The sequence below is a fragment of the Kytococcus schroeteri genome, assembly GCF_042433515.1.
Lineage (GTDB): Bacteria > Actinomycetota > Actinomycetes > Actinomycetales > Dermatophilaceae > Kytococcus > Kytococcus schroeteri.
The window spans coordinates 23,114-43,268 of the sequence record NZ_JBHLVH010000002.1 but is presented as its reverse complement, the minus strand read 5'-3'; the positions used below and the strand labels follow the sequence as shown (position 1 = coordinate 43,268).

Genomic DNA, 20,155 nt, shown 5'->3' with positions numbered 1-20,155 from the left:
ACGGCGTCGGCCCTCTATCTTCGAGACACTGTTAGGTGTGGCGGATCACACAACGGTTGGCTGGCTCGCTCTGGGTACGAGGTCGAATCGGATGTCGGAGGAGGTTTCAGTGCAGTACGAGTGGAGCAGCGCTGCACGGAGCCTGTGGGCAAAGACCGGGGAGGAGCCTGGGGACTGGCTCAGCCTTCCCCGCCACCTCGAGGACGCGGCGGCGGTTGCGCGACTGCTGTGGGAGCGGTGGCTGGCGCCCGGGGTCCGCGACCGGCTCGATGCGGAGCTCGATCTGCGTGGTGAGGGCGCGAACCTGCTGGCGTGGCTGGCCGGCGTCCACGATGTGGGCAAGGCCGCCCCGTCGTTCCAGTCGCAGCTCATGGTACGAGGGGACCGGACCTCGTTCGCGGACCGGGTGATCGATGCCGGACTGCCACTGCGGGGCCCCGCGCTGGCCGGCGACCGCTACCCCCACTCGGCGGGGAGTGCCTGCGCTGTCAAGAGGTGGCTCCCCTCGGCCGTCCCGGGAGCCTCGAAGAAGGTCGCCGAGCGACTCGCGTCGGTGGTGGGAGCCCATCACGGCCTGCCGTCCCGGATCGGTATGGAAAAACGAGCTGCCCTGGACTCCGGGGGCCCGTGGCGGGCCGTGCAGGATGAGCTGCTCGTCGGGATCACTTACCTCACCGGCGCCGAGGGAGTCATCCGGCGCCTTCCCGTGGAGACGGAGCTTCGGCACCACCTGATGCTGTTGTCCGGACTGGTCGTGATGGGCGACTGGATCGCCTCCAACCAGGACCTCTTCCCCCTCAACGTGCCCCACGACGCATCCTCGGAGAGGCGCGCGGGCAGGGCGTGGATGGACCTTGATCTCGGTGAGCCGTGGGCCACGCAGCCGCTGCCGGAGGACGCGGGGTCTGCCTATGCGGTCCGCTTCGCCTGGCCCGGAGGTCGTACTCCCTGGCCCGTCCAGGCGGATGCGCTCCGCGTGGCCAGGGGGTTCACAGGGCCGGGGCTGCTGTGCATCGAGGCGCCCATGGGTGTTGGCAAGACCGAGGCTGCCCTCGCGGCTGCGGAGGAGCTCGCCCGCACCACCGGCCGCACCGGGGTGTTCGTGGCGGCGCCGACCATGGCCACCTCGGATGCGCTCTACACCCGCGTCGCGGCATGGGCCGAGCGGGCGGGGGTGCCGGGGCGCCCGGCATCGCTCTTCCTCGCTCACTCGAAAGCCACGCTGAACGAGGACGCCCGGTCACTTCCCCGCCGTGGGCTCGGCGTGCGGAGCGTGGCCGTTGATGCACCGGGAGACCACGAGTCGGTGGTGGCGCACCAGTGGCTAACGGGCCGCAAGAAGGGTTTGTTGTCTAGCATCGCTGTGGGCACCGTGGACCAGGTCCTGCTGATGGCGTTGCAGGCCAAGCACTCGATGCTCCGGCACCTGGCCCTGGCGTCGAAGGTCGTGGTGATCGACGAATGCCACGCCTATGACACATACATGGGGCATTATCTGCAACGTGCGTTGCACTGGTTGGGGGCCTACGGGGTGCCGGTCGTGCTGCTCTCCGCGACCCTGCCGCCCGGCATCAGGGGTGAGCTCGTGAGGGCCTACCGGGCTGGCCTCACGGCCACACCGGCACAGTCCACGGAGGTGCCGGACACCGCTGATGCCTACCCCGTCCTGACGGCCGCAACAGCCGAGGGGGTCACGGCCACTACGTCAGAACGCTCCGGGCGTGAGCTCCGCCTGGATGTGCGGCCGATGTCCGATGAGGATGATGACCTGGCTGCGGCGATGTCCCGTGTGCAGCACGAGGGTGGCTGTCTCCTCGTGGTCTGCAACACCGTCGCCCGCGCCCAGCACGCCTACCGGCTGGCTCGGGTGCTCGTCGGCAGCGATGCTCGGCTGGTGCACGCCCGGTTCATCGCCTCGGACCGCGTGACGAAGGAACGGGAGCTGCTCCATGACCTCGGCCCTGGGGCCGCGCGCGGAGCAGGGCGCCCCCCACGGCGGATCGTCGTGGCGACCCAGGTGGTGGAACAGTCCCTGGACCTGGACTTCGACGCCATGGTCACGGATGTGGCCCCCGTCGATCTCGTGCTGCAGCGGGCGGGCCGCGTCCACCGTCACACGCGCCCGGTGGGCGATCGGCCTGTGTGGGCCCGGGTGCCACGCGTCCACGTAAGGGGGGCTCAGTCGTGGGGCAGCGACGACGGGGCTCCTGAGTTCGAGCCGAGTCAGGTGCTCGTCTACGACCGCGCGACGCTCCTCGCATCCACCGCAGCTCTCGGCCTCCACACGGGAGGCGCGAGCGTGTCCATTCCTAGCGACATTCCGCGCCTCGTGCGCGAGGTGTACTCCGCAGCCCCGCAGATCCCGGCTCCGTGGGCAGATGCGTGGGAGCGGGCCGCCGCCGAGCTCGACGCGCGCACGGCGGATCAGCGATCCCGCGCCGCCACCTTCCTCCTGGACACCCCCCGTTCCGCCGAGCGGTTCGGCGCCCTCTGGGCGATCGACTCCCGCGACGTGGACTCCGCGGGCGGTGAGGCACGGGGTCTGGCCCAGGTCCGGGACTCGTCGCCCACGATCGAGGTTCTCCTGACGCGTTCGGCCAGTGGTGGGTACACGCTCCTGGACGGAGGTGCCGACGCCCCGGTCGTGTCCACCGGTCAGGTGCCGCCGTGGCCGACTGCGCAACACATTGCGGCCTCGTCGGTGCGTCTGCCCCACCGCTTCTCCCAGCCGTGGCTCTTCGATGCCGCGCTCGACCAGCTGGAGGCGGAGACGGACCTCGCGTGGCAGCAATCGCCCTCGTTGAGGGGTCAGCTGCAGCTGATGGTGGACGCGGAGGGGCGTGCCACGGTGGCGGGTCACCGGCTGCGGTACGACGCGGAACTCGGACTTCTGGAGGAGAAGGAATGACGATGAAGACGACGGCAACCGAAGGGTTCGACCTCATCCGCGAACCGTGGGTGCGCGTACTCCTGAACACCGCGGAGAGCGTTGAGCTCTCGGTAATGGACGTCTTTGCCCGGGCGCGGGAGATCCAGCGCATCGCGGGTGAGTCGCCCCAGCAGGACGCCGCGCTCCTGCGCTTGCTGCTGGTGGTGTTCTGGCGTGCCCACCACCGGGACCCGAGACTTGCCGCGGCTGGTGCCTCGGGGCGGGCCGAATGGTGGGTCGAGCAGTTCACGGGGTCGGAGGACGAGGCGTCGCAGCGACGCGTGGCCGAGTACCTGGGGGACATGTCCCCGCGGTGGGACCTGAGACACCCTGACCAGCCGTTCATGCAGGTGGCGGGTCTGGCCACTGCGTCCGGCAAGCGTGACCCCATCACCAAGCTGGTCCCCGACGCGGAGTCGCCGTACTTCTCCGTGCGAGCGGCGGACGGCCTCGACTCCGTGGCCGCTGCAGAGGCAGCTCGGTGGCTCGTCCACCTGCAGGCCTGGAACTACTCGGGCATCAAGTCCGGTGCGGTGGGTGATGACCGGGTGAAGGGAGGGAAGGGGTACCCCATCGGGACCGGGTGGAGCGGACGCGCGGGGACCGTTGTCCTCCACGGACGCAACCTCGCGGAGACCCTGGCGCTCAACACCCCGCCGTCCGTGGTCTTCGGGGAGTCGATGGCTCGTGACCTTCCCGTGTGGGAGCAGGAGGTCAGCACCGCTGCGGCGCGAGGGCCTCAGCGCGCCACGGGGCCCTGTGACCTGCTCACCTGGCAGTCGCGGCGTGTGCGGTTGTTCTGGGAGGAGGGTCGCGTGACGGGCATTCTCGTGGCGAACGGCGACCGCATCGAGTCCCAGAACGAGATGTCCGACCCGATGACGGCCTACCGGTTCAGCGAGCCCCAGTCGAAGAAGGCGGGGAAGGACGTCTGGATGCCGCGCGCGCACAGTGAGGTACGCACTCTGTGGCGAGGCGTTGAGCCGTTGCTGAAGCACCACGAGGACGCCTCCGCCACGGTCCGCCCGCCGGCCACGGTCACCGGACTGAGGGACCTCTGGGACGAGCACATGGACCTGCTGGACGAGGACGTCGTCGTGACGGCGGAGCTCATCGGCGCGGTGTACGGCACGCAGGACGCCGTGGTGACGTCGACGATCCACGACGAGGCGCCGCTTCGCCTGAGTGCCCTGGCGACCAACGACCCGGCGGTTTCGCACACGATGATCTCCGCTGCCGGGGCCACCATGAACGTGGCCGTCGCCCTGGGGCAGTTCTCGGCCATGCTGCGACAGGCCGGGGGGCGGGAGTACGAGTTCGACGCTGCTGCTACCGAGACAGCCCTCGCGATGTTCGACGAACCGTTCAAGGACTGGCTGGCGCGCTTCACCCCCACGGAGGACCTCGTGGCGCAGCGTGACCAGTGGTTGCGTCTGGTGAACGACCTCGTGGTCAATCAGGCCAGGACGTTGACGGCGGGCGTCTCTCCGGCAGCCATCGTCGGGCGTGAGGGGGAGGACGGCCGGCTGACCAGTGCCGCCACCGCGTGGTCGCTGCTGAGGCACCGGCTCCAGAAGGAGCTGGGTGCAACGGCAACGACACCCCGACCTGGGGAGCACGCGAGATGACCAGAGACCTCGACGAGAAGGGACGGGACACCATGACTGTCACCGACACGGAGACGGAGGCGACGGAGGCGAGTCCGCCGTCGCTGTACAAGGCGGTGGCCGCAGCCGCCCACCGGCTCCAGCGGGACCTCCTCGGGCAGGATGCCCAGCGGTCCGCGCGAGCGCGTGGGGTCTTGAGCCGGCTTCGGCGTGCGGCAGCCCAGCAACCGGGGGAGGACCCCCGCGCGTGGTGGGAGGTCTCGGAGGAGGTCCTCGGTGAGCTTCCGGAGGGAGACCTCGGCCGAGGGGATACGCCCTCGCACTCCGAGTGGGCTGCCTTCGTGGCAGTGACCCTCTTCAGCATCCACCAGCAGTCCCACGCGCAACCCATGCACGTTGCGGGCGTCAGCCTCGGTGAGGCCGTCGGGACACTGCGTCGTCGCACGGAGAGCGGCTCCATCAAGCCCCGTCTGGACGCGCTCATGCTCGCGACTACTGAGGCAGGGATCCGCTATCACCTTCGATCCCTCATCGGGCTGCTGAACGCGCACTCCATCCCCCTGGACTACGGCCGACTGGCTGAGGACCTGCGCCGGCTGCGCACTCCTGCCCGGCGGCGTGACGTCGTCATTCGATGGGGGCGCGGTTACGCAGCCTCCCTGCACCCTCGCCCCGCTGCCACGACCAGCACCGAGTGACCCCTCCGACACCGACACCACAGGAGAACCTGACCATGAGCACCTTCATCGACATCCACGCGCTGCAGACCCTGCCGCCGAACAACATCAACCGCGACGACACGGGGTCGCCCAAGTCCGCCACCTTCGGTGGTGCTCCCCGCCAGCGCGTGTCCTCCCAGGCGTGGAAGCGAGCCATCCGCCGCGACTTCCCCAACTACCTCGACCGGTCCGAGCTGGGGGTGCGCACCAAGCGGGTCGTCGAGAAGATCGCCTATCGCGCGGTGGAGCTGCAGGGCATCGAGCAGCCGAGTCTCGAGGACGAGCAGCACCGTGCACTGCTGCTGACCGCGGCGCAGGGCGCAGAGGCACTGCTGGCGAAGGCCGGGTTCAAGCCGGCCAAGCGCAAGCTCAAGAAGGACGCCACCGAGCAGGAGCAGCTGGACGCGATCTTCTCCGAGGTGTCCTACCTGCTGTTCCTCAGTGACCAGCAGGTGACCCGTGCCGCCGAGGCGGTCAACGCCGACCCCGAGTCGGGTTGGTCCAAGAAGGACGCCGCGGCGATCGTCGACAACGACCACTCGGTGGACGTGGCGATGTTCGGCCGGATGGTTGCCGATGAGCCGGCCTACAACGTGGACGCAGCGGTGCAGGTGGCCCATGCCATCGGGGTGAGTGCCTCGGAGCCGGAGTTCGACTACTTCACGGCCGTGGACGACATGGCCGAGGGTGCTGAGGAGTCCGGTGCCGGGATGATCGGCACGGTCACGTTCACGTCGTCCACCCTGTACCGCTACGCAAACATCGACCTGGAATCGCTGGGCGAGAACCTGGGGTCCGAGGAGATGGCGCAGCGTGCGGTGAACGCCTTCGTGAAGGCGTTCATCACGTCCATGCCCTCGGGCAAGCAGAACAGCTTTGCCAACACCACCCTGCCGGAGGCGGTGGTCGTCGTGGTGCGGGATGACCGTCCGGTCTCCTGGGTGAACGCCTTCGAGGAGCCGGTGGTGGAGGGGGCCGCGGGTGGCCGTCGCCGTGTGGCGGCAGAGAAGCTGGCTGCTGAGGCGGCCTCTCTCGACGACATGTACGACGCCCACCCCCGAGCTGCCTGGGTCATCACCACGGACGCTCTGGCGGAGGCACTGGAGCCTGTCGGCGAGCGCGTGAACCGCACCGAGTTGTTGGAGCGGCTCGACGCCGAGATCCGCGGGGACGTGGCATGACGGCACTTCTTCTGCGGCTCAGAGGGCCGCTGCAGTCATGGGGCGACGACAGCCGCTACACCGAGCGACGGACCCATCACACCCCGACGAAGTCCGCCGTGGTGGGTCTGTTGGCAGCAGCCGAGGGGCGGCGTCGTACCGAGACCGTGGAGGACCTCGTCGCCCTGGAGTTCGGGGTGCGCGTGGATCAGCCCGGAACCCTGTTGCGTGACTACCAGACCGCCATCGACTGGCGGAAGGGGCCGCCCGCGAGGCTGAGCAACCGCTACTACCTGGAAGACGCGTGCTTCGTCGTGGCCGTGTCGGGCCCGGAGCAGGTGCTCCGGGGGCTGGAGGGAGCGCTCCGCTCACCGCGGTACCCGCTGTACCTGGGGCGCCGTTCCTGTCCGGTGAGCCATGACCTCGTCATGGGACTGGAAGACGGCGACGTGGAGGCAGCGCTGCGGCAGGTGGAGTGGCAGGCTTCCGCCACCCACCGGCGGACGCGGCCACGACGGGTTCCGCTGAGCATCTACCGTGATGCCCGTCCTGGAGAGGAGGTCGAGGAGCGGGTCCACGACGTCCCGGTCAGCTTCGACCCACGACACCGTGACTACGCATGGCGGTCGGTGTTCATGCCGGCGCCGCACGTGGTGGAGAACCCCGACGGCCGAGAGGCGTTCGATCCGTTCTGGGAGGCGGTGGCTGGGGCATGACGGTTTTGACCCGCATGGCAGTGAATCCAGCGACGCGCAGCGGCCGGAAGATCGTGTTCAACCGTCAGGCGATGCACGCCGCCGTGATGGCGGCCTTCTCGCCGGAGAGGCACGAGGAGATGGAAGGGCGCCCTCTGTGGCGTCTCGACCACGACGGTCATCGGCACGTGCTGTACGTCGTCAGCCCCGTGGAGCCTGATCTGACCCACGTGGTGGAGCAGGCGGGCTGGGCCGGTGAGTCGTGGTCATCGACGGACTATGGGCCGTTCCTGGCGCGCCTGCGCACCGGCCAGAGCTGGGGATTCCGGTTGACGGCCAACCCGGTAAAGAACGTGGCGCAGGCCGGTGCCCGCAGCAAGATCCTGCCGTACGTGACCCCGGCCCAGCAGTTGTGGTGGCTGGCACGCCGGGCGGAGGGGTGGGGCTTCGGTCTGCCGCTGGAGGGCGGTGAGCTGTACGTTCCCGGTGAGGAACCGTCGGCGACTGACTCTGAGCCTCCCTCGGTGATGGTGTCGAACAGTCAGGACGAGCGGTTCGGTAGGAAAGACGCTGGCCGCGGCGGAGCCAAGGTGACGCTCCGGATGGCCCAGTTCGACGGCATCCTCCAGGTGACGGACGCCCAGCGGCTTCGAGAGGCCCTCGTCTCGGGCATGGGCCGCGCGAAGGCCTACGGGTGCGGCTTGATGACCCTGCGGCCGGCGGTCGAGGGCTCCGCATGACGGGGCCGGGGCGTCGCATGGAAGCCAGGGAGCTGACGCGTGTGGCGCACCGGCTCTCGTTCATCTACCTTGAACACGTGACGGTCCATCGGGATGGGAACGCCGTGACCGCAACGGTTCAAGACGGCGTGGTGCACATCCCCTCCGCCGCCTTGGGCTGTCTCCTCCTCGGGCCCGGCACGCGCGTGACCCACGCGGCGATGTCCCTGCTCGGCGACTCCGGAGCGTCCGTCGTCTGGGTGGGAGAGAACGGTGTGCGGTACTACGCCAGTGGTCGATCCTTGGCTCGCTCTACGCGGCTCCTGGTGCGGCAGGCCGAGCTCGTCTCCAACACCCGCTCGCGCCTGGCGGTGGCCCGGAGGATGTACGAGCTGCGCTTTCCCGGTGAGGACGTGTCCACCTTGACCATGCAGCAGCTGCGGGGGCGTGAAGGAGCCCGCGTGCGGCGCCTCTATCGGCATCATGCCAAGAGGACAGGGACGGAGTGGAAACGCCGCGACTACGACCCGGATGCGTTTGATGACGGCGACGTCGCCAATCGGGCCCTCACGGTGGCGAACACCAGCTTGTACGGCATCGTGCATTCGGTGGTCGCGGCCCTGGGCTGTTCGCCAGGACTCGGGTTCGTTCACACGGGCAACGACAGGTCCTTCGTCTACGACGTGGCCGATCTGTACAAGGCGGAGGTGAGCATCCCGGTGGCGTTCGATGCTGCCGCCCTCGATGACGTGGACCTGGAATCGACGGTGCGACGGCGGGTCCGGGATGCGGTGGTGGACCATCGCTTGCTGGAGCGATGTGCCCGGGACATCACCATGTTGTTGTTGGGTGAGGAGGAGACGCTCGAGCCGGAATGGGAGCAGGAGGAGGTGCTCTCCCTGTGGTCCGGCCGTGGGCACACCACGGTGGCAGGGGGCATCAGTTACGGGGTGGACTGGTGATGGTCCTCGTCGTGACCGCGGCGCCGAGTGGTCTGCGTGGCGAGTTGACCCGATGGCTGATGGAGATCGACTCCGGGGTGTTCGTGGGCAACCCGAGCCAGAGGATCAGGGAGGAGCTGTGGCAGCGCGTTCAGGAGAACATCAAGGAAGGACGCGCGTTGATGGTGTACCGATCACAAGGTGAGCAGCGTCTGACCGTCCTGACACACCGTCACCACTGGGAGCCCACGGACTTCGACGGACTCACCCTCATGAAGCGGCCGCTCCCGGACGACCGTCCCGGTAATCCGCCGTCGAGACGCACAGGCTGGAGTGCTGCGCGCGCTCGTCAGCGTGGGCTTCGGCCGGGATGGCGTCGCGGAGACCCTGAGCCGAGAAACTGAAGGAAAACGGCGCGTCCGCTGCCACGTATGCTGGCGGTTAGGCCGTTTTCTTAGTGTGAGCCCCGCGCGAGCGGGGATGAGCCCAACGTCGCCTGAGCGTGGTCGATGACGGAACCGTGAGCCCCGCGCGAGCGGGGATGAGCCCAGGCGGTTCTCGGGGTCCAGGTCGGCGGTCAAGTGAGCCCCGCGCGAGCGGGGATGAGCCTGTGTGGGTGGACGGGGAAGGTACCGCCTACGGGTGAGCCCCGCGCGAGCGGGGATGAGCCCCACACGCCGCCATCGGAGTAACCCTCCGTGAAGTGAGCCCCGCGCGAGCGGGGATGAGCCGGTGGAGGCCGAAATTTCGGTCCTACAGGGCATGTGAGCCCCGCGCGAGCGGGGATGAGCCACGCTGATCTGTGCCCTCCCTGTGCCGTCGTGGGTGAGCCCCGCGCGAGCGGGGATGAGCCTCCCAACGCCCCTTATAATGTGTGGGTGGACGGGTGAGCCCCGCGCGAGCGGGGATGAGCCCCGTGGTAACCGTGGGCGCGTAGGTCTGGTTCCGTGAGCCCCGCGCGAGCGGGGATGAGCCTCCGCGAGGCACAGCGATACGCGCTGGAGCACGGTGAGCCCCGCGCGAGCGGGGATGAGCCCGAGGGTGGCGGTGCACATGGTGTCGTCGCCCTGTGAGCCCCGCGCGAGCGGGGATGAGCCCGGCGGCCACGACTGGCTCACCGACGGCACCACGTGAGCCCCGCGCGAGCGGGGATGAGCCCGCGTCCAGATCATCCGGAGTCAGGAACACGCCGTGAGCCCCGCGCGAGCGGGGATGAGCCGAAGGATGTGGCCGCCGCGGCGGGAGTGACGCGGTGAGCCCCGCGCGAGCGGGGATGAGCCCTCGCTCGTGGACTGGGGGTGGCAGCGGCAGCGGTGAGCCCCGCGCGAGCGGGGATGAGCCCCTCACCTCTCCCGGCGGCGCTCCCGGCCCTCGGTGAGCCCCGCGCGAGCGGGGATGAGCCGTGATCCACGTCAGATTCCCTTCGGTCCGGCGTGTGAGCCCCGCGCGAGCGGGGATGAGCCCTGCAGGTCCTCCCCGGTGGGGGCGGTGGTGCCGTGAGCCCCGCGCGAGCGGGGATGAGCCCCCCGAGCGTCCCCAGGTGCTCCGTGGGTGCCGGTGAGCCCCGCGCGAGCGGGGATGAGCCCCCGTTGGAGGGCGTGAAGGCCGCCAAGGACCTGTGAGCCCCGCGCGAGCGGGGATGAGCCCCCAAGACCGGGCAGCGCGCCAGCGCCTACGAGTGAGCCCCGCGCGAGCGGGGATGAGCCGCCAGGTTGTCGGCGCTCTTCGGCATCCTCGGCATCAGCCCTGCGGGAGCGGGGTTGAGCCCATGTTGGGGTAGAAGGCCCGCGTGATCTCCATGTGAGCCCCGCGCCAGCGGGGATGGGCCAGCATAGATGGCCATGTGCGGCCCGCTGCCGTTCATGCGCGCCGTGCGCCGCACCCTCATGGACAAGGGCGTGGACCCCCGCAACATCTCCTACGAGGTGTTCGGCCCGGACCTGTGGGCCCAGGACCCTGACAACGACGCCGCCGAGCAGAAGGTGCAGCTGAACGCCGCTCTGGCCTGACCTTCCCTGTGCTCCACCGGGCCTCCTCCGCGCCGTGCGGGGGAGGCCCCAACGTTTGGTCAAGACCTCGGCAGGAGTCCGTCTGCGGCCTTGAGGGGCACTGTGGCGCACCGCACGATGGCGGGGCCGGAGCCCCCTCCCTGCGCCGGCCCCGCCCAGCGGGCGGTCCCCCATCCAAGGAGAAAGACCATGCGTCGCACAACGCTGAGCGCCCTCATCGCCTCCCCGGTGGCCGCCGTCTCGCTGGCGGGCCTGGCCCTGTCGTCCACCGCCATGGCCGACAGCCCCGACCTCGGCCCGGAGTCCGCCGCCGTCGTCGACTACCAGGCCCCCAACGGGGGTGTGGACAGCTCCACCCGCTACGTGGTGACCACCGCCGCCGAGAGGGCCGAGCACTTCGGTGCCACCACCGCCCTGGGCACGGTGAAGGACGCCTCCGGCCAGGACCTGGTGATCTCCCGCACCACCGCCGACCAGATCGCCCGCATGAACCACGGCGAGGCCGGCGAGCGCGGCCCGGGCTTCCGCTCCTTCGCCACCCGGGCCGAGGCCGAGGCGTTCGTGGAGAACGACCGCACCGCCCAGACGGTGGGCGCCGCGCTGGACCTGCCGCCGGTGGACAACCAGGACACGGTGAACCCGTGGCTGGACGCGGTGCAGGAGGAGAGCATCCGCAAGACCATCACCGACCTCTCCACCACCTGGCCCAACCGCTACTACGCCTCCAGCCACGGCAAGGCCGCCGCCGCCTACGTGCACGACGCGTGGACCAAGGTGGCCGGCGACCGTGAGGACGTGACCGTGGCCTACGACGAGTCGTGCGGCTCCGACTGCGGCAACCAGTCCAACGTGACCATGACCGTCAAGGGCACCGAGAACCCCGAGGAGATCGTCGTCATCGGTGCGCACTTCGACTCGGTCTCCAACGCCGGCCAGGGCGACGACATGGACGCCCCGGGTGCCGACGACAACGCCTCGGCCACCGCCACCGTCACCGAGGTGGCGCGGGTGGCGCTGGAGAGCGGCTGGAAGCCGAAGCGCACCGTGGTGTTCGCCGCCTACGCCGCCGAGGAGGTGGGTCTGGTGGGTTCCAACGCCATGGCCCAGTCCTTCGCCAGCGAGGGCAAGAACGTGGTGGGCGTGCTCAACCTGGACATGACCAACTACGACGGTGGTGACACCGACATGTCCGTGATGGAGGACAACGTCAACACCGAGCTGACCGCCTTCAACAAGGAGGTCTTCGCCACCTACCTGGAGCCCAAGGGCATGACGCTGGGCGCCATCTCCTGCGGCTACGGCTGCTCGGACCACTCCTCGTGGACCTCGGCCGGCTACCCGGCCTCGATGATGAGCGAGACCGAGCTGTTCCCCTACATCCACACCGCCTACGACACCCTGGAGAACTCCGGCGGCACCGCCGAGCACTCGGTGAAGTTCGCCCAGTTCGGCCTCGCGTTCCTCGGCGAGATGGCCAAGACCGGCGCCTGATCCCCCTCCGCCCGGGTTTGTGTGTGGGCCCGGGCACCAGGCGCTCCGCTTCGAGCCCCACCCCTGAGCGGGGGCGGGGCTCGAAGTCCTTGCGGGGGGGTCAGGAGGCCGGTCTCAGGGGCACTCCTGGCCGTGGGGCATCGCCAGCAGACGCCGAGCGGGGGTGAGTGAACCCTTGCGCCCGCTCTCCTCGTGGTACTCGATGGTGAGGTGGTCCTCCGTGGTGTGGTCGCCGGTCACCTCGAGGACGACCGCCACCCGCTTGGACTCACCGGGGGCGAGTGTGGGTGAGCTGTCCCCCGGGCGAGGAGGGATGTCCGGGGAGGCGGCTGCGGCGTACAGGTACTCGTCCATCCCGACGAGGAACCAGTCACGCACCGTCTGGCCCGACCGGTCGGGCATCTCCACGCGGTCCACCGTCAACGTGACATCCCCATTGTTCGTGATCATCTGGGTTGCGAACATCTTGAGTTGGTCCGGTTTGGGTCCTGCCGGGCCACAGGTGCGAGCTCCGCTGTCGGGCGCGGTGAGTGCTGTGGACGGGTGCGGCCAAACCCCCCAGACAGCGGCCGCCGCGAGGAGAAGGACCCCCACAGCGGTCGCTGCCGAGAGCACCAGGTGTCGTGTAGAACGCATCGCCGCTCCTTGCGACTCCTGCGGTGACCCGAGTGGTCCCCGCCGTCGGGAAGAGAGTCCGGCCACGGGTGGCTGCCCACAAGGGCCGAGGGGAATCGTGTTCGAATCGTGACCGCCCCGGAGCTCTGTTCAGCGTGCCGGCGCCCTCACCAGGGGTGGGGTTCGAAGTCCTTGAGGAACACGCCGTACAGGTCCTCGCCAGCCTCACCGCGGACGATCGGGTCGTAGACGCGCGCGGCGCCGTCCACCAGGTCCAGCGGGGCGTGCCAGCCCTCGGCGGCGATGCGCAGCTTCTCGTGGTGCGGTCGCTCGTCGGTGATCCACCCGGTGTCCACGGCGGTCATCAGGATGCCGTCGGTCTCCAGCATCTCCTTGGCCGAGGTGCGGGTGAGCATGTTGAGTGCGGCCTTGGCCATGTTGGTGTGAGGGTGGCCCGAGCCCTTGTAGCGGCGGGAGAACTGCCCCTCCATCGCCGAGACGTTGACCACGTACGAGCGGCGCGCGCCGGCCTGGACGGCGGCGGCCAGCGCCGGGCGCAGGCGGCTCACCAGCAGGAACGGTGCCACCGAGTTGCACAGCTGCACCTCCAGCAGCTCCATCGGGTCCACCTCCTGCACCTTCTGCGTCCACGAGTTCTGGGTGGCCACGTCCGGCAGCAGGCCCCCCGCATCCAGCGCGGTGCCCGCCCGGTGGGCCTCCAGGCTGGCCGACCCGGCACGCAGGGCCAGGCGCGTCATGTCCGATGCGGTGAGCGCGCCCCCCTCCACGTGCGCCACCGCGTGCTCGCTCAGCGAGCCGACCAGCGCCGCCGGGTGCGCCTCGCTGATGCGGTCGAAGGCCAGCATCGAGGGGCGCAGCTCGTCGCCGACCAGCGGCTGCTTCTCGCCCTCGGTGAGGTGGGAGTACGAACCCGGCGTGCGGCGCACCGTCTGGCACGCGTTGTTGATGAGGATGTCGAGCGGCCCGCCGGCGGCCACCTCGTCGGCCAGGGCGATCACCTGGGTGGGGTCGCGCAGGTCGATGCCCACGATGTGCAGACGGTCGATCCAGTCGGCCTGGTCCGGCTGGGCGGCGAAGCGGCGCGCGGCGTCCCGGGGGAAGCGCGTGGTGATGGTGAGCTCCGCGCCGTCGCGCAGCAGCATGAGGGCGATGTACATGCCGATCTTGGCGCGGCCACCGGTGAGCAGGGCGCGCTTGCCGCGCAGGTCCGTGTGCTGGTCGCGGCGGGCGTGGCTGTCGCCGGCGCAGTCCGGGCAGAGCCAGTGGTAGAAGGAGTCGACCGCGGTGAACTTCTGGTGGCAGATGTAGCAGCCGCGCGGGATGTTCAGGTGGCCGATGACGTGCCCGGGCCCGGCCAGGCCGGTGGGGGTCTCCAGCAGGATGCCGGCCGTCTCGTCGTCGATGCGCTGCGGGCTGCCGGTGGCGGTGCGCTCCATGAGGCGCTGGTCGGCCTCGAGCAGGGGCTGGCGCTCGGCGCGGCGGGCCTCCGCGCGGCGTGCCTTGCGGACGGCCTTGTACATGCGGCCCGCGGCGCGCTTGACGGTCTCGATGTCCGGGTGGCCCTTGGGCAGCTCGTGCAGCTGGCCGAGCACGCGCAGGGTGGCCTCGAGGTCCGCCGGGTCGATGCCGGGGTGGTCGGTGGCGGGGTCCTCCGGGGCCAGGCCCTCGGCGGCGGCGTCGGTGTCGTGCGTGGCGTCGGCGGGGGTCACGTCATCGGGCTGGTGGGGCTGTGGGGGCTGGTCGGGCACGGGGCGCATCGTAGGTGCCCTGGCCGGTCCGAGCCCCCCGATCCGGTCGGGCGGCCGGCGCGGGGGGCGGGAACGCGCAAGGGGGTGGGGCGGGTGCAGATCCAGGTTCAGGCGGCGCGGGAGGGGTGCCGCGCCAGGGTCGCTCGCATGCCGGCCGCGGTGAGGTGCTGCCCGAAGAGCACGTTGCCCGGTTCGGCGAGACGCCCGCGGGCCAGCGGCGCCTCCACGGGTGCGAAACCCATCGCCACCACCAGGCCGCTCACCACGGTGCGGGCGGTCGGGTCGTCGCCGGCGACGAGCAGTGCGCGGCGGTGGTCCGGGCCCGATGCGGGGTCGGCGCCACCGGGCCCCCGCGCCTCGAGGTCGCCGTCCTCGCCGTCCGCGCCAGCCGCGCCGCCCGCCCCACCGGGCGCCACCTCCACGTCGTGGTACGAGAGGTGGTTGAACGCCTTGACCACCCGCGAGTGCCGCAGGTGCTCGGCCACCGCCCCGCTCGTACCACCCGGGTGCACGGCGGCCGGCATCAGCTCGGCGGCATCGCCCCAGGCGTTCATGGCGTCCACCACCACCCGCCCGGCCAGCAGCTCGGGGTCCAGCTCCTCCAGGTGCTCCAGCGGCAGGGCCAGTAGCACCGGCACCGCGGGCGAGCCCGCCGGCATCAGGTGCAGGCGCCGGTGCACGCGCACCCCCAGCCCGCGGGCGGCCGCGCGCCCGGCCAGGGCCCGGCCCATGCGGCCGGCACCCAGTACGTCCAGCTGGTCCACGCGCGTGCTCCTCTCGATGCCGTGCTCCCGGGCGTCCGCGCCGGACTCCCGCACGCCGCCCACGGTGCAGTGCCTCATGCCGGCCGCACCGTCAGGTCACCGTCCCGGGCCGCGCCCGTCTGCCCCGCACCGTCACGTGCTGCGTGGGCGCCGCCACCGGCGACCGTGCGGCCCGCCCGGGCCCGGCGCCGCGCCGGAACCCACGCCCCGGAGAGCAGCCGCTGCGCGGCCAGGTCCACCAGTGTGCCCACCGCTCCGATGAGCAGGATCACCACGAGCATCTCGTCGTAGGCCAAACGGTCGCGGGCGTTGAGGATCTCGTACCCCAGCCCGCTGCGCACCCCCAGCATCTCCGCCGGCACCAGCACCACCCACGCGATGCCCAGCGCCAGCCGGATGCCGGTGAGCACCTGCGGCCGCACCCCCGGCCACACCACGGAGCGCAGCAGCTCACCGCGCGAGGCGCCCAGGGTCCGCGCCACGGCACCCCAGCTGGGCGGCAGGCTGCGGATGCCGTGCGCCGTGTTGAGCACCACCGGCCAGGTGCCCGCCGCGGCCACGATGAACACCACCGGCGCCGCCCCGATGCCGAAGGCCGCCACGGCCACCGGCGCCCAGGAGAGCGGCGAGACCATGCGCAGGAACTGGATGCCGGGAGCGGTGGTCTCGCGCACCCACCGGCTGGCGCCCACCATCGCGCCCAGGGGCACGCCCACGAGCACGGCCAGCGCCACCCCCGCGGCGAGGCGCCCGAGGCTGGTGGCCAGCCCCGGCAGCAGGGCGCCGCGGCCCCACAGCTCGGCCAGGGCGCCGGGCACGCGGTCGGGGCGCATGGCGGCGGCCATCGGGTCGGTGCGGCCGGCCACGGCGGTGAACACCCACCAGGCCAGCACGAGCAGCAGCACGCCGAGCAGGCCACGCCCCAGGGCGCGGGCGGAGGGGGTCATGCGGAGTACTCCTCGGTACGGGGGGTCAACAGGGGCGAGTCGGGGCCGTCGAGGGCCTCCAGGGAGTGGCGCACGAACCGGTCGTCCACCACGCGGGCGTGCACCGATGCGGGGTCGGCGTCGCGCAGGAAGGCGTCGGGGGCGTCCACCACGGTGCGGCGCATGGCCTGCACCAGCCGGGTGGTGAAGTCCTTCTGCGGCCACGGGGTGAAGTCCAGGCGCTCGCCGTACCAGTCGGCGTGGTCCACCTGCGGCGGCGCGGTGCCGGGCCTCGGCCCGTGCGGGTGGTGGTGCAGCGCGGCGGCGATGGCCGGTGGCGGCTGGGGCAGGAACTCGCGGCTCAGCATCGCGGCGGCCTCGCCGCGGTGGGCGCCGGTCCAGCGGCCGGCCTCCACCAGTCCGCGGGTGAAGCGCTGCAGCACCTCGGGGTGCTCGCGGGCCAGGCCGCCGCGCACCACGGTGACGCAGCAGGCGTGCTGGCGCCACACGTCGCCCAGGAAGCGGTGGATGCGGCCCACGCCCTGGAGCGCGGCGCCGGCGTTGAACGGGTCGGCCACGGTGAAGCCCTGCAGCGTGCCACCGCCCAGGGCGGGCAGCATGTCCGCCGGGGCCATGGGCACCAGGGCCACCTCGCCGTGGCTGGCGCGGGGTCGGCGGCGGATGACGGGCACCATCCCCTCGGCGCGCAGCATCTCCTGCAGCACCACGTTGTGGATGCTCCACCAGGCCGGAATGGCCACGGTGCCGCCGGCCAGGTCGGTCAGCCGCCGCACGTGGGGCGCCACGGTGAGCGCCGAGCCGTTCACGTGGTTCCACGCCACGACGGTGGTGTCGGCCCCGAGCCCCAGGCGCAGGTGCAGCGCCATCGGCATGAGCAGGTGCACCACGTCCACCTCGCCGGCCATGAGCGTCTCGGTGACCGACGCCCAGCTGCGCAGCAGCACCGGCGGCGCCACGTGCACGTCCTGCCGCGCGAAGTGCCCACCGGCGTGGCCCACCAGCAGCGGGGCGGCATCGGTGATGGGCAGGAAGCCGATGCGCAGGGGGTTCTCGCGGGTGCCGGCACCCACCGGGCGGCGGTCGCCGGCCTGCCAGGTGCCGCCCGCCCAGGCCGCCGCGCCCGTGCCCAGCACCGCGGCCGATGCGGTGAGCAGCTCGCGCCGCGTGGCGCCGACGCTTCTCATGCCGCCCACGCCACGTCCCGCGCGTAGTGGGCGGCCAGCTCGCGCTCCAGGGCCACGCGCCCGGCATCGTCGGCGGGACGGGTCCAGCGGCCGGTGACGCCCCGGGCGCCGTCCAGGTGCACGATCTCGTCGCCCAGCCGCACGGCCTCGGGCACGTCGTGCGTCACCAGCAGGGCCGCCACAGAACGAGCGGCCAGCAGGTCGGCCAGCCAGCCCTGCAGGCGGTCGCGCGTGGCCGGGTCCAGCGCGCCCAGCGGCTCGTCGAGCAGCAGCACCTCGGGGTCCACGGCCAGCGCCCGGCCGATGGCGGTGCGCTGCGCCTGCCCGCCGGAGACCTCGTCCACGCGGGCGTCGGCCAGGTGCTCGATGCCGAGCTCGGCCAGCAACTCGCCCGCCGAGAGGTGCCCGGCGCCCCGGTTGGCGCGGAACCCGGTGCCCAGCACGAGGTTCTGCTCCACCGTGAGCCACGGCAGCAGGGCCGGCTCCTGGAAGGCCACGGCCGGACGGCGGGCCGCCGGGTGGCGCTCCACGGTGCCGGTGGTGGGCTCCAGCAGTCCGGCGGCCACCCGCAGCAGCGTGGACTTGCCGCTGCCGGAGGGCCCCAGCACCACGGTGGTGCGGCCGGCCACGAGGTCGAGGTCCACCCCGGCCACCGCCGGTGAGGCGGCACCGGGGTGGGTGTAGCCCACGCCGCGCAGGCGCAGCACGGTGGTCATCCCGCCTGCTCCAACCGGCCCAGCAGCACACGCAGGTGGCCCTCGGTGGGCGACTGCACGGGCAGGAACTCGGCCTCGCGCACACGGCGGCTGGTGGCCGAGCGCAGGGCGAAGCCGCGCCCACCGGCCACGCGGCGCTCCAGGGTGGTGGTGCTGCCGGTGAGGTGCGCGGCGGCCAGACGCAGGCGCACCAGCTCCCGGCGGGAGGCCTCGGCCGGGGCGGCGGCCACGGCCTCGAGGCGGGTGGTGAGCTCCTCCAGCTCGCGCGACAGGGCCGCGTGGTCGTCGGCGAACACGGCCGACTCCGGGCCCGCCAGGAACTCCGCGCTGGCGGCGAGCGACGCCTCGCAGAGGCCCAGGCAGAACGCGCTCTGGAACGCCAGGAAGGGCGTCGTCACGCGCTCGCGGAGGGCGGCGGCGTCGCGGGTGAGCACCCGCTCGGGGCCCACCTGGACGCCGTCCAGGGCCAGCGATCCCGATGCGGTGGCCTCCAGCGCCGTGAGGCCGGACAGCAGACGCACGGACAGGCGCGGGTCGTCGGTGGCCACGCGGACCACGGCCAGCGCAGGGCCAGCGGTCGCCTCGGACCCGCCGGCCGCCGCACCGCCCTCCTCCAGCCGCACCGGCAGCAGCACCTCGCCGTCGGGCAGCAGGTTGGACGCCCACGGCATCCGCCCCTCCAAGCGCAGCCCGCCGTCGGGCAGGGGCGTGCCCACCACGGACACCTCGCCCAGCCCGGCCGCGCTCTTGAACAGCGGCGCCATGGCCGAGCTCAGCGGCACCGCGCCGGTCTCCACGCCCTCGGGCAGGGGCGCCCCGGCCGCGTCGAGGTACTCCACCCCCATCCGGTGGCCCCACAGCGAGAACGCGGTGGACAGGCACCGGGCGCCGGTGGCGCGCAGCACGGCCACCTGCTCGCGGAGGTCGCCGGCGGTGGCGGTGTCACCGCGGCCCAGGGTCAGCGCGGTGCCGCCGTGCTCGGCCAGGGTGGTGAAGGCGGGGCGCTCGCCGCGGTCCACGGCCGCCGCGTGCTCGGCCGCGGCCTCCAGCAGTGCGGTGTGCGCGTCCTCGGGGCTGGCGTCCACACCGGTGTGCGTGCGCGCGGCCAGGGTGGTCACCGGCCCACACCCCGCAGCAGGTCGAGGTCCAGCACGTGCAGGCGGTCGATGGGGGTGCTCACGGCCTCGCGGGCGCGCACCACGGCGTCGGTGTCCGGGGCGTCGTAGAAGCACAGGCACTTGGCCGTGTCCTCGCGGACGTAGGTGCGCAGGAAGGAGGTCTCGGGCACGTCGGCGTACTTGGGGGCGTTGGCCTTCTTGCGCGCCAGGTAGGCGTCCATGGTGATCTCGGCGGGGATGTCCCACTCCACCAGGTAGCCGGCGGCGGGGCGGGCGGCCTTCACGTCGGCCAGCTCGGCGCCCACGAGGCGCACGGTGGCGGGCTCGGAGACCTCGGCGGCGGCGTCGCCCAGCGCGGTGGCCAGGTCGGCGGCGGGTGCGGCATCGGCCTCGCCCTGCACCTCGGCGATGACGAAGACACGGCCGCGGTCGGAGGTCACCTGGGCCTCCACCAGCTCGTGGCCTGCCTCGGTGAGGGTCGATGCCGTGCGGTCGAGCAGGGCGGACACGGCCTCGCGAGCGGTGTCGGCGGGGACGATCTCGATCAGCTGCAGGCTCATGGGTGCTCCTCGGGGGCGGTGGGGGAGTGCGGCCGGTGCGGTCGGCACCGTCGACGCCGCACAACGGTAAACAGGCGTGCGGATGTTCCAAACTCAGAGTGATGTGAGATAGCGCACGCCGGCATCTCCCACGCAGAGACCCCCGGCCTGGGTCAGGACCCCCTCGCCACGGTGGGGTGTTCCTGACCCAGCCCAGGGGTCCTGGTCCAGTT

At 71.8% G+C, this 20,155-nt stretch carries 17 protein-coding genes, 1 pseudogene and 1 CRISPR repeat array; of the genes and pseudogenes, 10 read left to right on the top strand and 8 right to left on the bottom strand.

Going from position 1 to position 20,155, the window contains the following annotated elements; translation table 11 throughout:
* Positions 1–109 precede the first annotated feature (109 nt).
* From cas3 to ACFFHC_RS00845, 10 genes and pseudogenes are all read left to right on the top strand, one after another.
* A complete protein-coding gene (gene cas3, locus ACFFHC_RS00890) occupies positions 110–2,908 on the top strand; it encodes a CRISPR-associated helicase Cas3' (protein WP_379802542.1) in 2,799 nt (932 codons plus the stop codon).
* A 2-nt stretch (positions 2,909–2,910) separates the two neighbouring features.
* Complete coding sequence (gene casA / locus ACFFHC_RS00885) at positions 2,911–4,557, top strand: type I-E CRISPR-associated protein Cse1/CasA (protein WP_379802541.1); 1,647 nt, start codon at positions 2,911–2,913, stop codon at positions 4,555–4,557.
* Positions 4,554–5,234: a type I-E CRISPR-associated protein Cse2/CasB gene (gene casB, locus ACFFHC_RS00880; RefSeq protein WP_083323556.1), complete on the top strand. Its 681-nt coding sequence runs from the start codon at positions 4,554–4,556 to the stop codon at positions 5,232–5,234. The genes casA and casB overlap by 4 nt, the downstream gene beginning before the upstream one ends.
* Before the next feature lie 35 nt (positions 5,235–5,269).
* The gene (cas7e, locus tag ACFFHC_RS00875; protein ID WP_379802540.1) at positions 5,270–6,436 is read left to right on the top strand and encodes a type I-E CRISPR-associated protein Cas7/Cse4/CasC; all 1,167 of its coding nucleotides are present in this window, start codon (positions 5,270–5,272) and stop codon (positions 6,434–6,436) included.
* Complete coding sequence (gene cas5e / locus ACFFHC_RS00870) at positions 6,433–7,131, top strand: type I-E CRISPR-associated protein Cas5/CasD (RefSeq protein ID WP_070705204.1); 699 nt, start codon at positions 6,433–6,435, stop codon at positions 7,129–7,131. Before cas7e ends, cas5e begins: the two co-directional genes overlap by 4 nt.
* On the top strand, positions 7,128–7,850 hold the full coding sequence (gene cas6e / locus ACFFHC_RS00865) for a type I-E CRISPR-associated protein Cas6/Cse3/CasE (RefSeq protein ID WP_379802539.1): 723 nt from the start codon (positions 7,128–7,130) through the stop codon (positions 7,848–7,850). The genes cas5e and cas6e overlap by 4 nt, the downstream gene beginning before the upstream one ends.
* Before the next feature lie 17 nt (positions 7,851–7,867).
* Entirely contained in the window at positions 7,868–8,791 is a 924-nt protein-coding gene (gene cas1e, locus ACFFHC_RS00860) for a type I-E CRISPR-associated endonuclease Cas1e (protein ID WP_379802538.1), read from the top strand.
* Positions 8,704–9,174 (top strand): type I-E CRISPR-associated endoribonuclease Cas2e, encoded by a 471-nt coding sequence (cas2e, locus tag ACFFHC_RS00855; protein WP_379802537.1) that lies wholly within the window; start codon positions 8,704–8,706, stop codon positions 9,172–9,174. The genes cas1e and cas2e overlap by 88 nt, the downstream gene beginning before the upstream one ends.
* Before the next feature lie 55 nt (positions 9,175–9,229).
* Positions 9,230–10,598: direct repeats of the CRISPR family, unit length 28 nt; unit sequence GTGAGCCCCGCGCGAGCGGGGATGAGCC.
* Between the two features lie 13 nt (positions 10,599–10,611).
* Positions 10,612–10,779, top strand: a pseudogene (locus ACFFHC_RS00850) (hemin transporter); the annotation flags it as partial.
* A 189-nt stretch (positions 10,780–10,968) separates the two neighbouring features.
* The gene (locus tag ACFFHC_RS00845; RefSeq protein WP_379802536.1) at positions 10,969–12,270 is read left to right on the top strand and encodes a M20/M25/M40 family metallo-hydrolase; all 1,302 of its coding nucleotides are present in this window, start codon (positions 10,969–10,971) and stop codon (positions 12,268–12,270) included.
* 114 nt (positions 12,271–12,384) lie between these two features.
* Here the strand turns inward: ACFFHC_RS00845 and ACFFHC_RS00840 are convergent, their stop codons facing one another.
* The 8 genes from ACFFHC_RS00840 to ACFFHC_RS00805 form a co-directional block, all read right to left on the bottom strand.
* A complete protein-coding gene (locus ACFFHC_RS00840; RefSeq protein ID WP_070705383.1) occupies positions 12,385–12,735 on the bottom strand; it encodes a hypothetical protein in 351 nt (116 codons plus the stop codon).
* A 317-nt stretch (positions 12,736–13,052) separates the two neighbouring features.
* Positions 13,053–14,663, bottom strand: a complete 1,611-nt coding sequence (locus ACFFHC_RS00835; RefSeq protein ID WP_083323600.1) for an SDR family NAD(P)-dependent oxidoreductase — start codon at positions 14,661–14,663, stop codon at positions 13,053–13,055.
* Between the two features lie 98 nt (positions 14,664–14,761).
* Positions 14,762–15,496 carry an NADPH-dependent F420 reductase gene (locus ACFFHC_RS00830; RefSeq protein WP_379802535.1) on the bottom strand — a complete coding sequence of 245 codons (735 nt, stop codon included), beginning with the start codon at positions 15,494–15,496 and terminating at the stop codon, positions 14,762–14,764.
* Positions 15,493–16,365 (bottom strand): ABC transporter permease, encoded by an 873-nt coding sequence (locus tag ACFFHC_RS00825; protein WP_379802534.1) that lies wholly within the window; start codon positions 16,363–16,365, stop codon positions 15,493–15,495. Before ACFFHC_RS00825 ends, ACFFHC_RS00830 begins: the two co-directional genes overlap by 4 nt.
* The gene (locus ACFFHC_RS00820; RefSeq protein WP_379802533.1) at positions 16,362–17,549 is read right to left on the bottom strand and encodes an ABC transporter substrate-binding protein; all 1,188 of its coding nucleotides are present in this window, start codon (positions 17,547–17,549) and stop codon (positions 16,362–16,364) included. Before ACFFHC_RS00820 ends, ACFFHC_RS00825 begins: the two co-directional genes overlap by 4 nt.
* Entirely contained in the window at positions 17,546–18,265 is a 720-nt protein-coding gene (locus ACFFHC_RS00815) for an ABC transporter ATP-binding protein (protein ID WP_101849126.1), read from the bottom strand. Before ACFFHC_RS00815 ends, ACFFHC_RS00820 begins: the two co-directional genes overlap by 4 nt.
* Complete coding sequence (locus ACFFHC_RS00810) at positions 18,262–19,383, bottom strand: acyl-CoA/acyl-ACP dehydrogenase (protein WP_101849125.1); 1,122 nt, start codon at positions 19,381–19,383, stop codon at positions 18,262–18,264. Before ACFFHC_RS00810 ends, ACFFHC_RS00815 begins: the two co-directional genes overlap by 4 nt.
* Complete coding sequence (locus ACFFHC_RS00805) at positions 19,380–19,943, bottom strand: DUF4242 domain-containing protein (protein ID WP_101849124.1); 564 nt, start codon at positions 19,941–19,943, stop codon at positions 19,380–19,382. Before ACFFHC_RS00805 ends, ACFFHC_RS00810 begins: the two co-directional genes overlap by 4 nt.
* Positions 19,944–20,155: the final 212 nt, after the last annotated feature.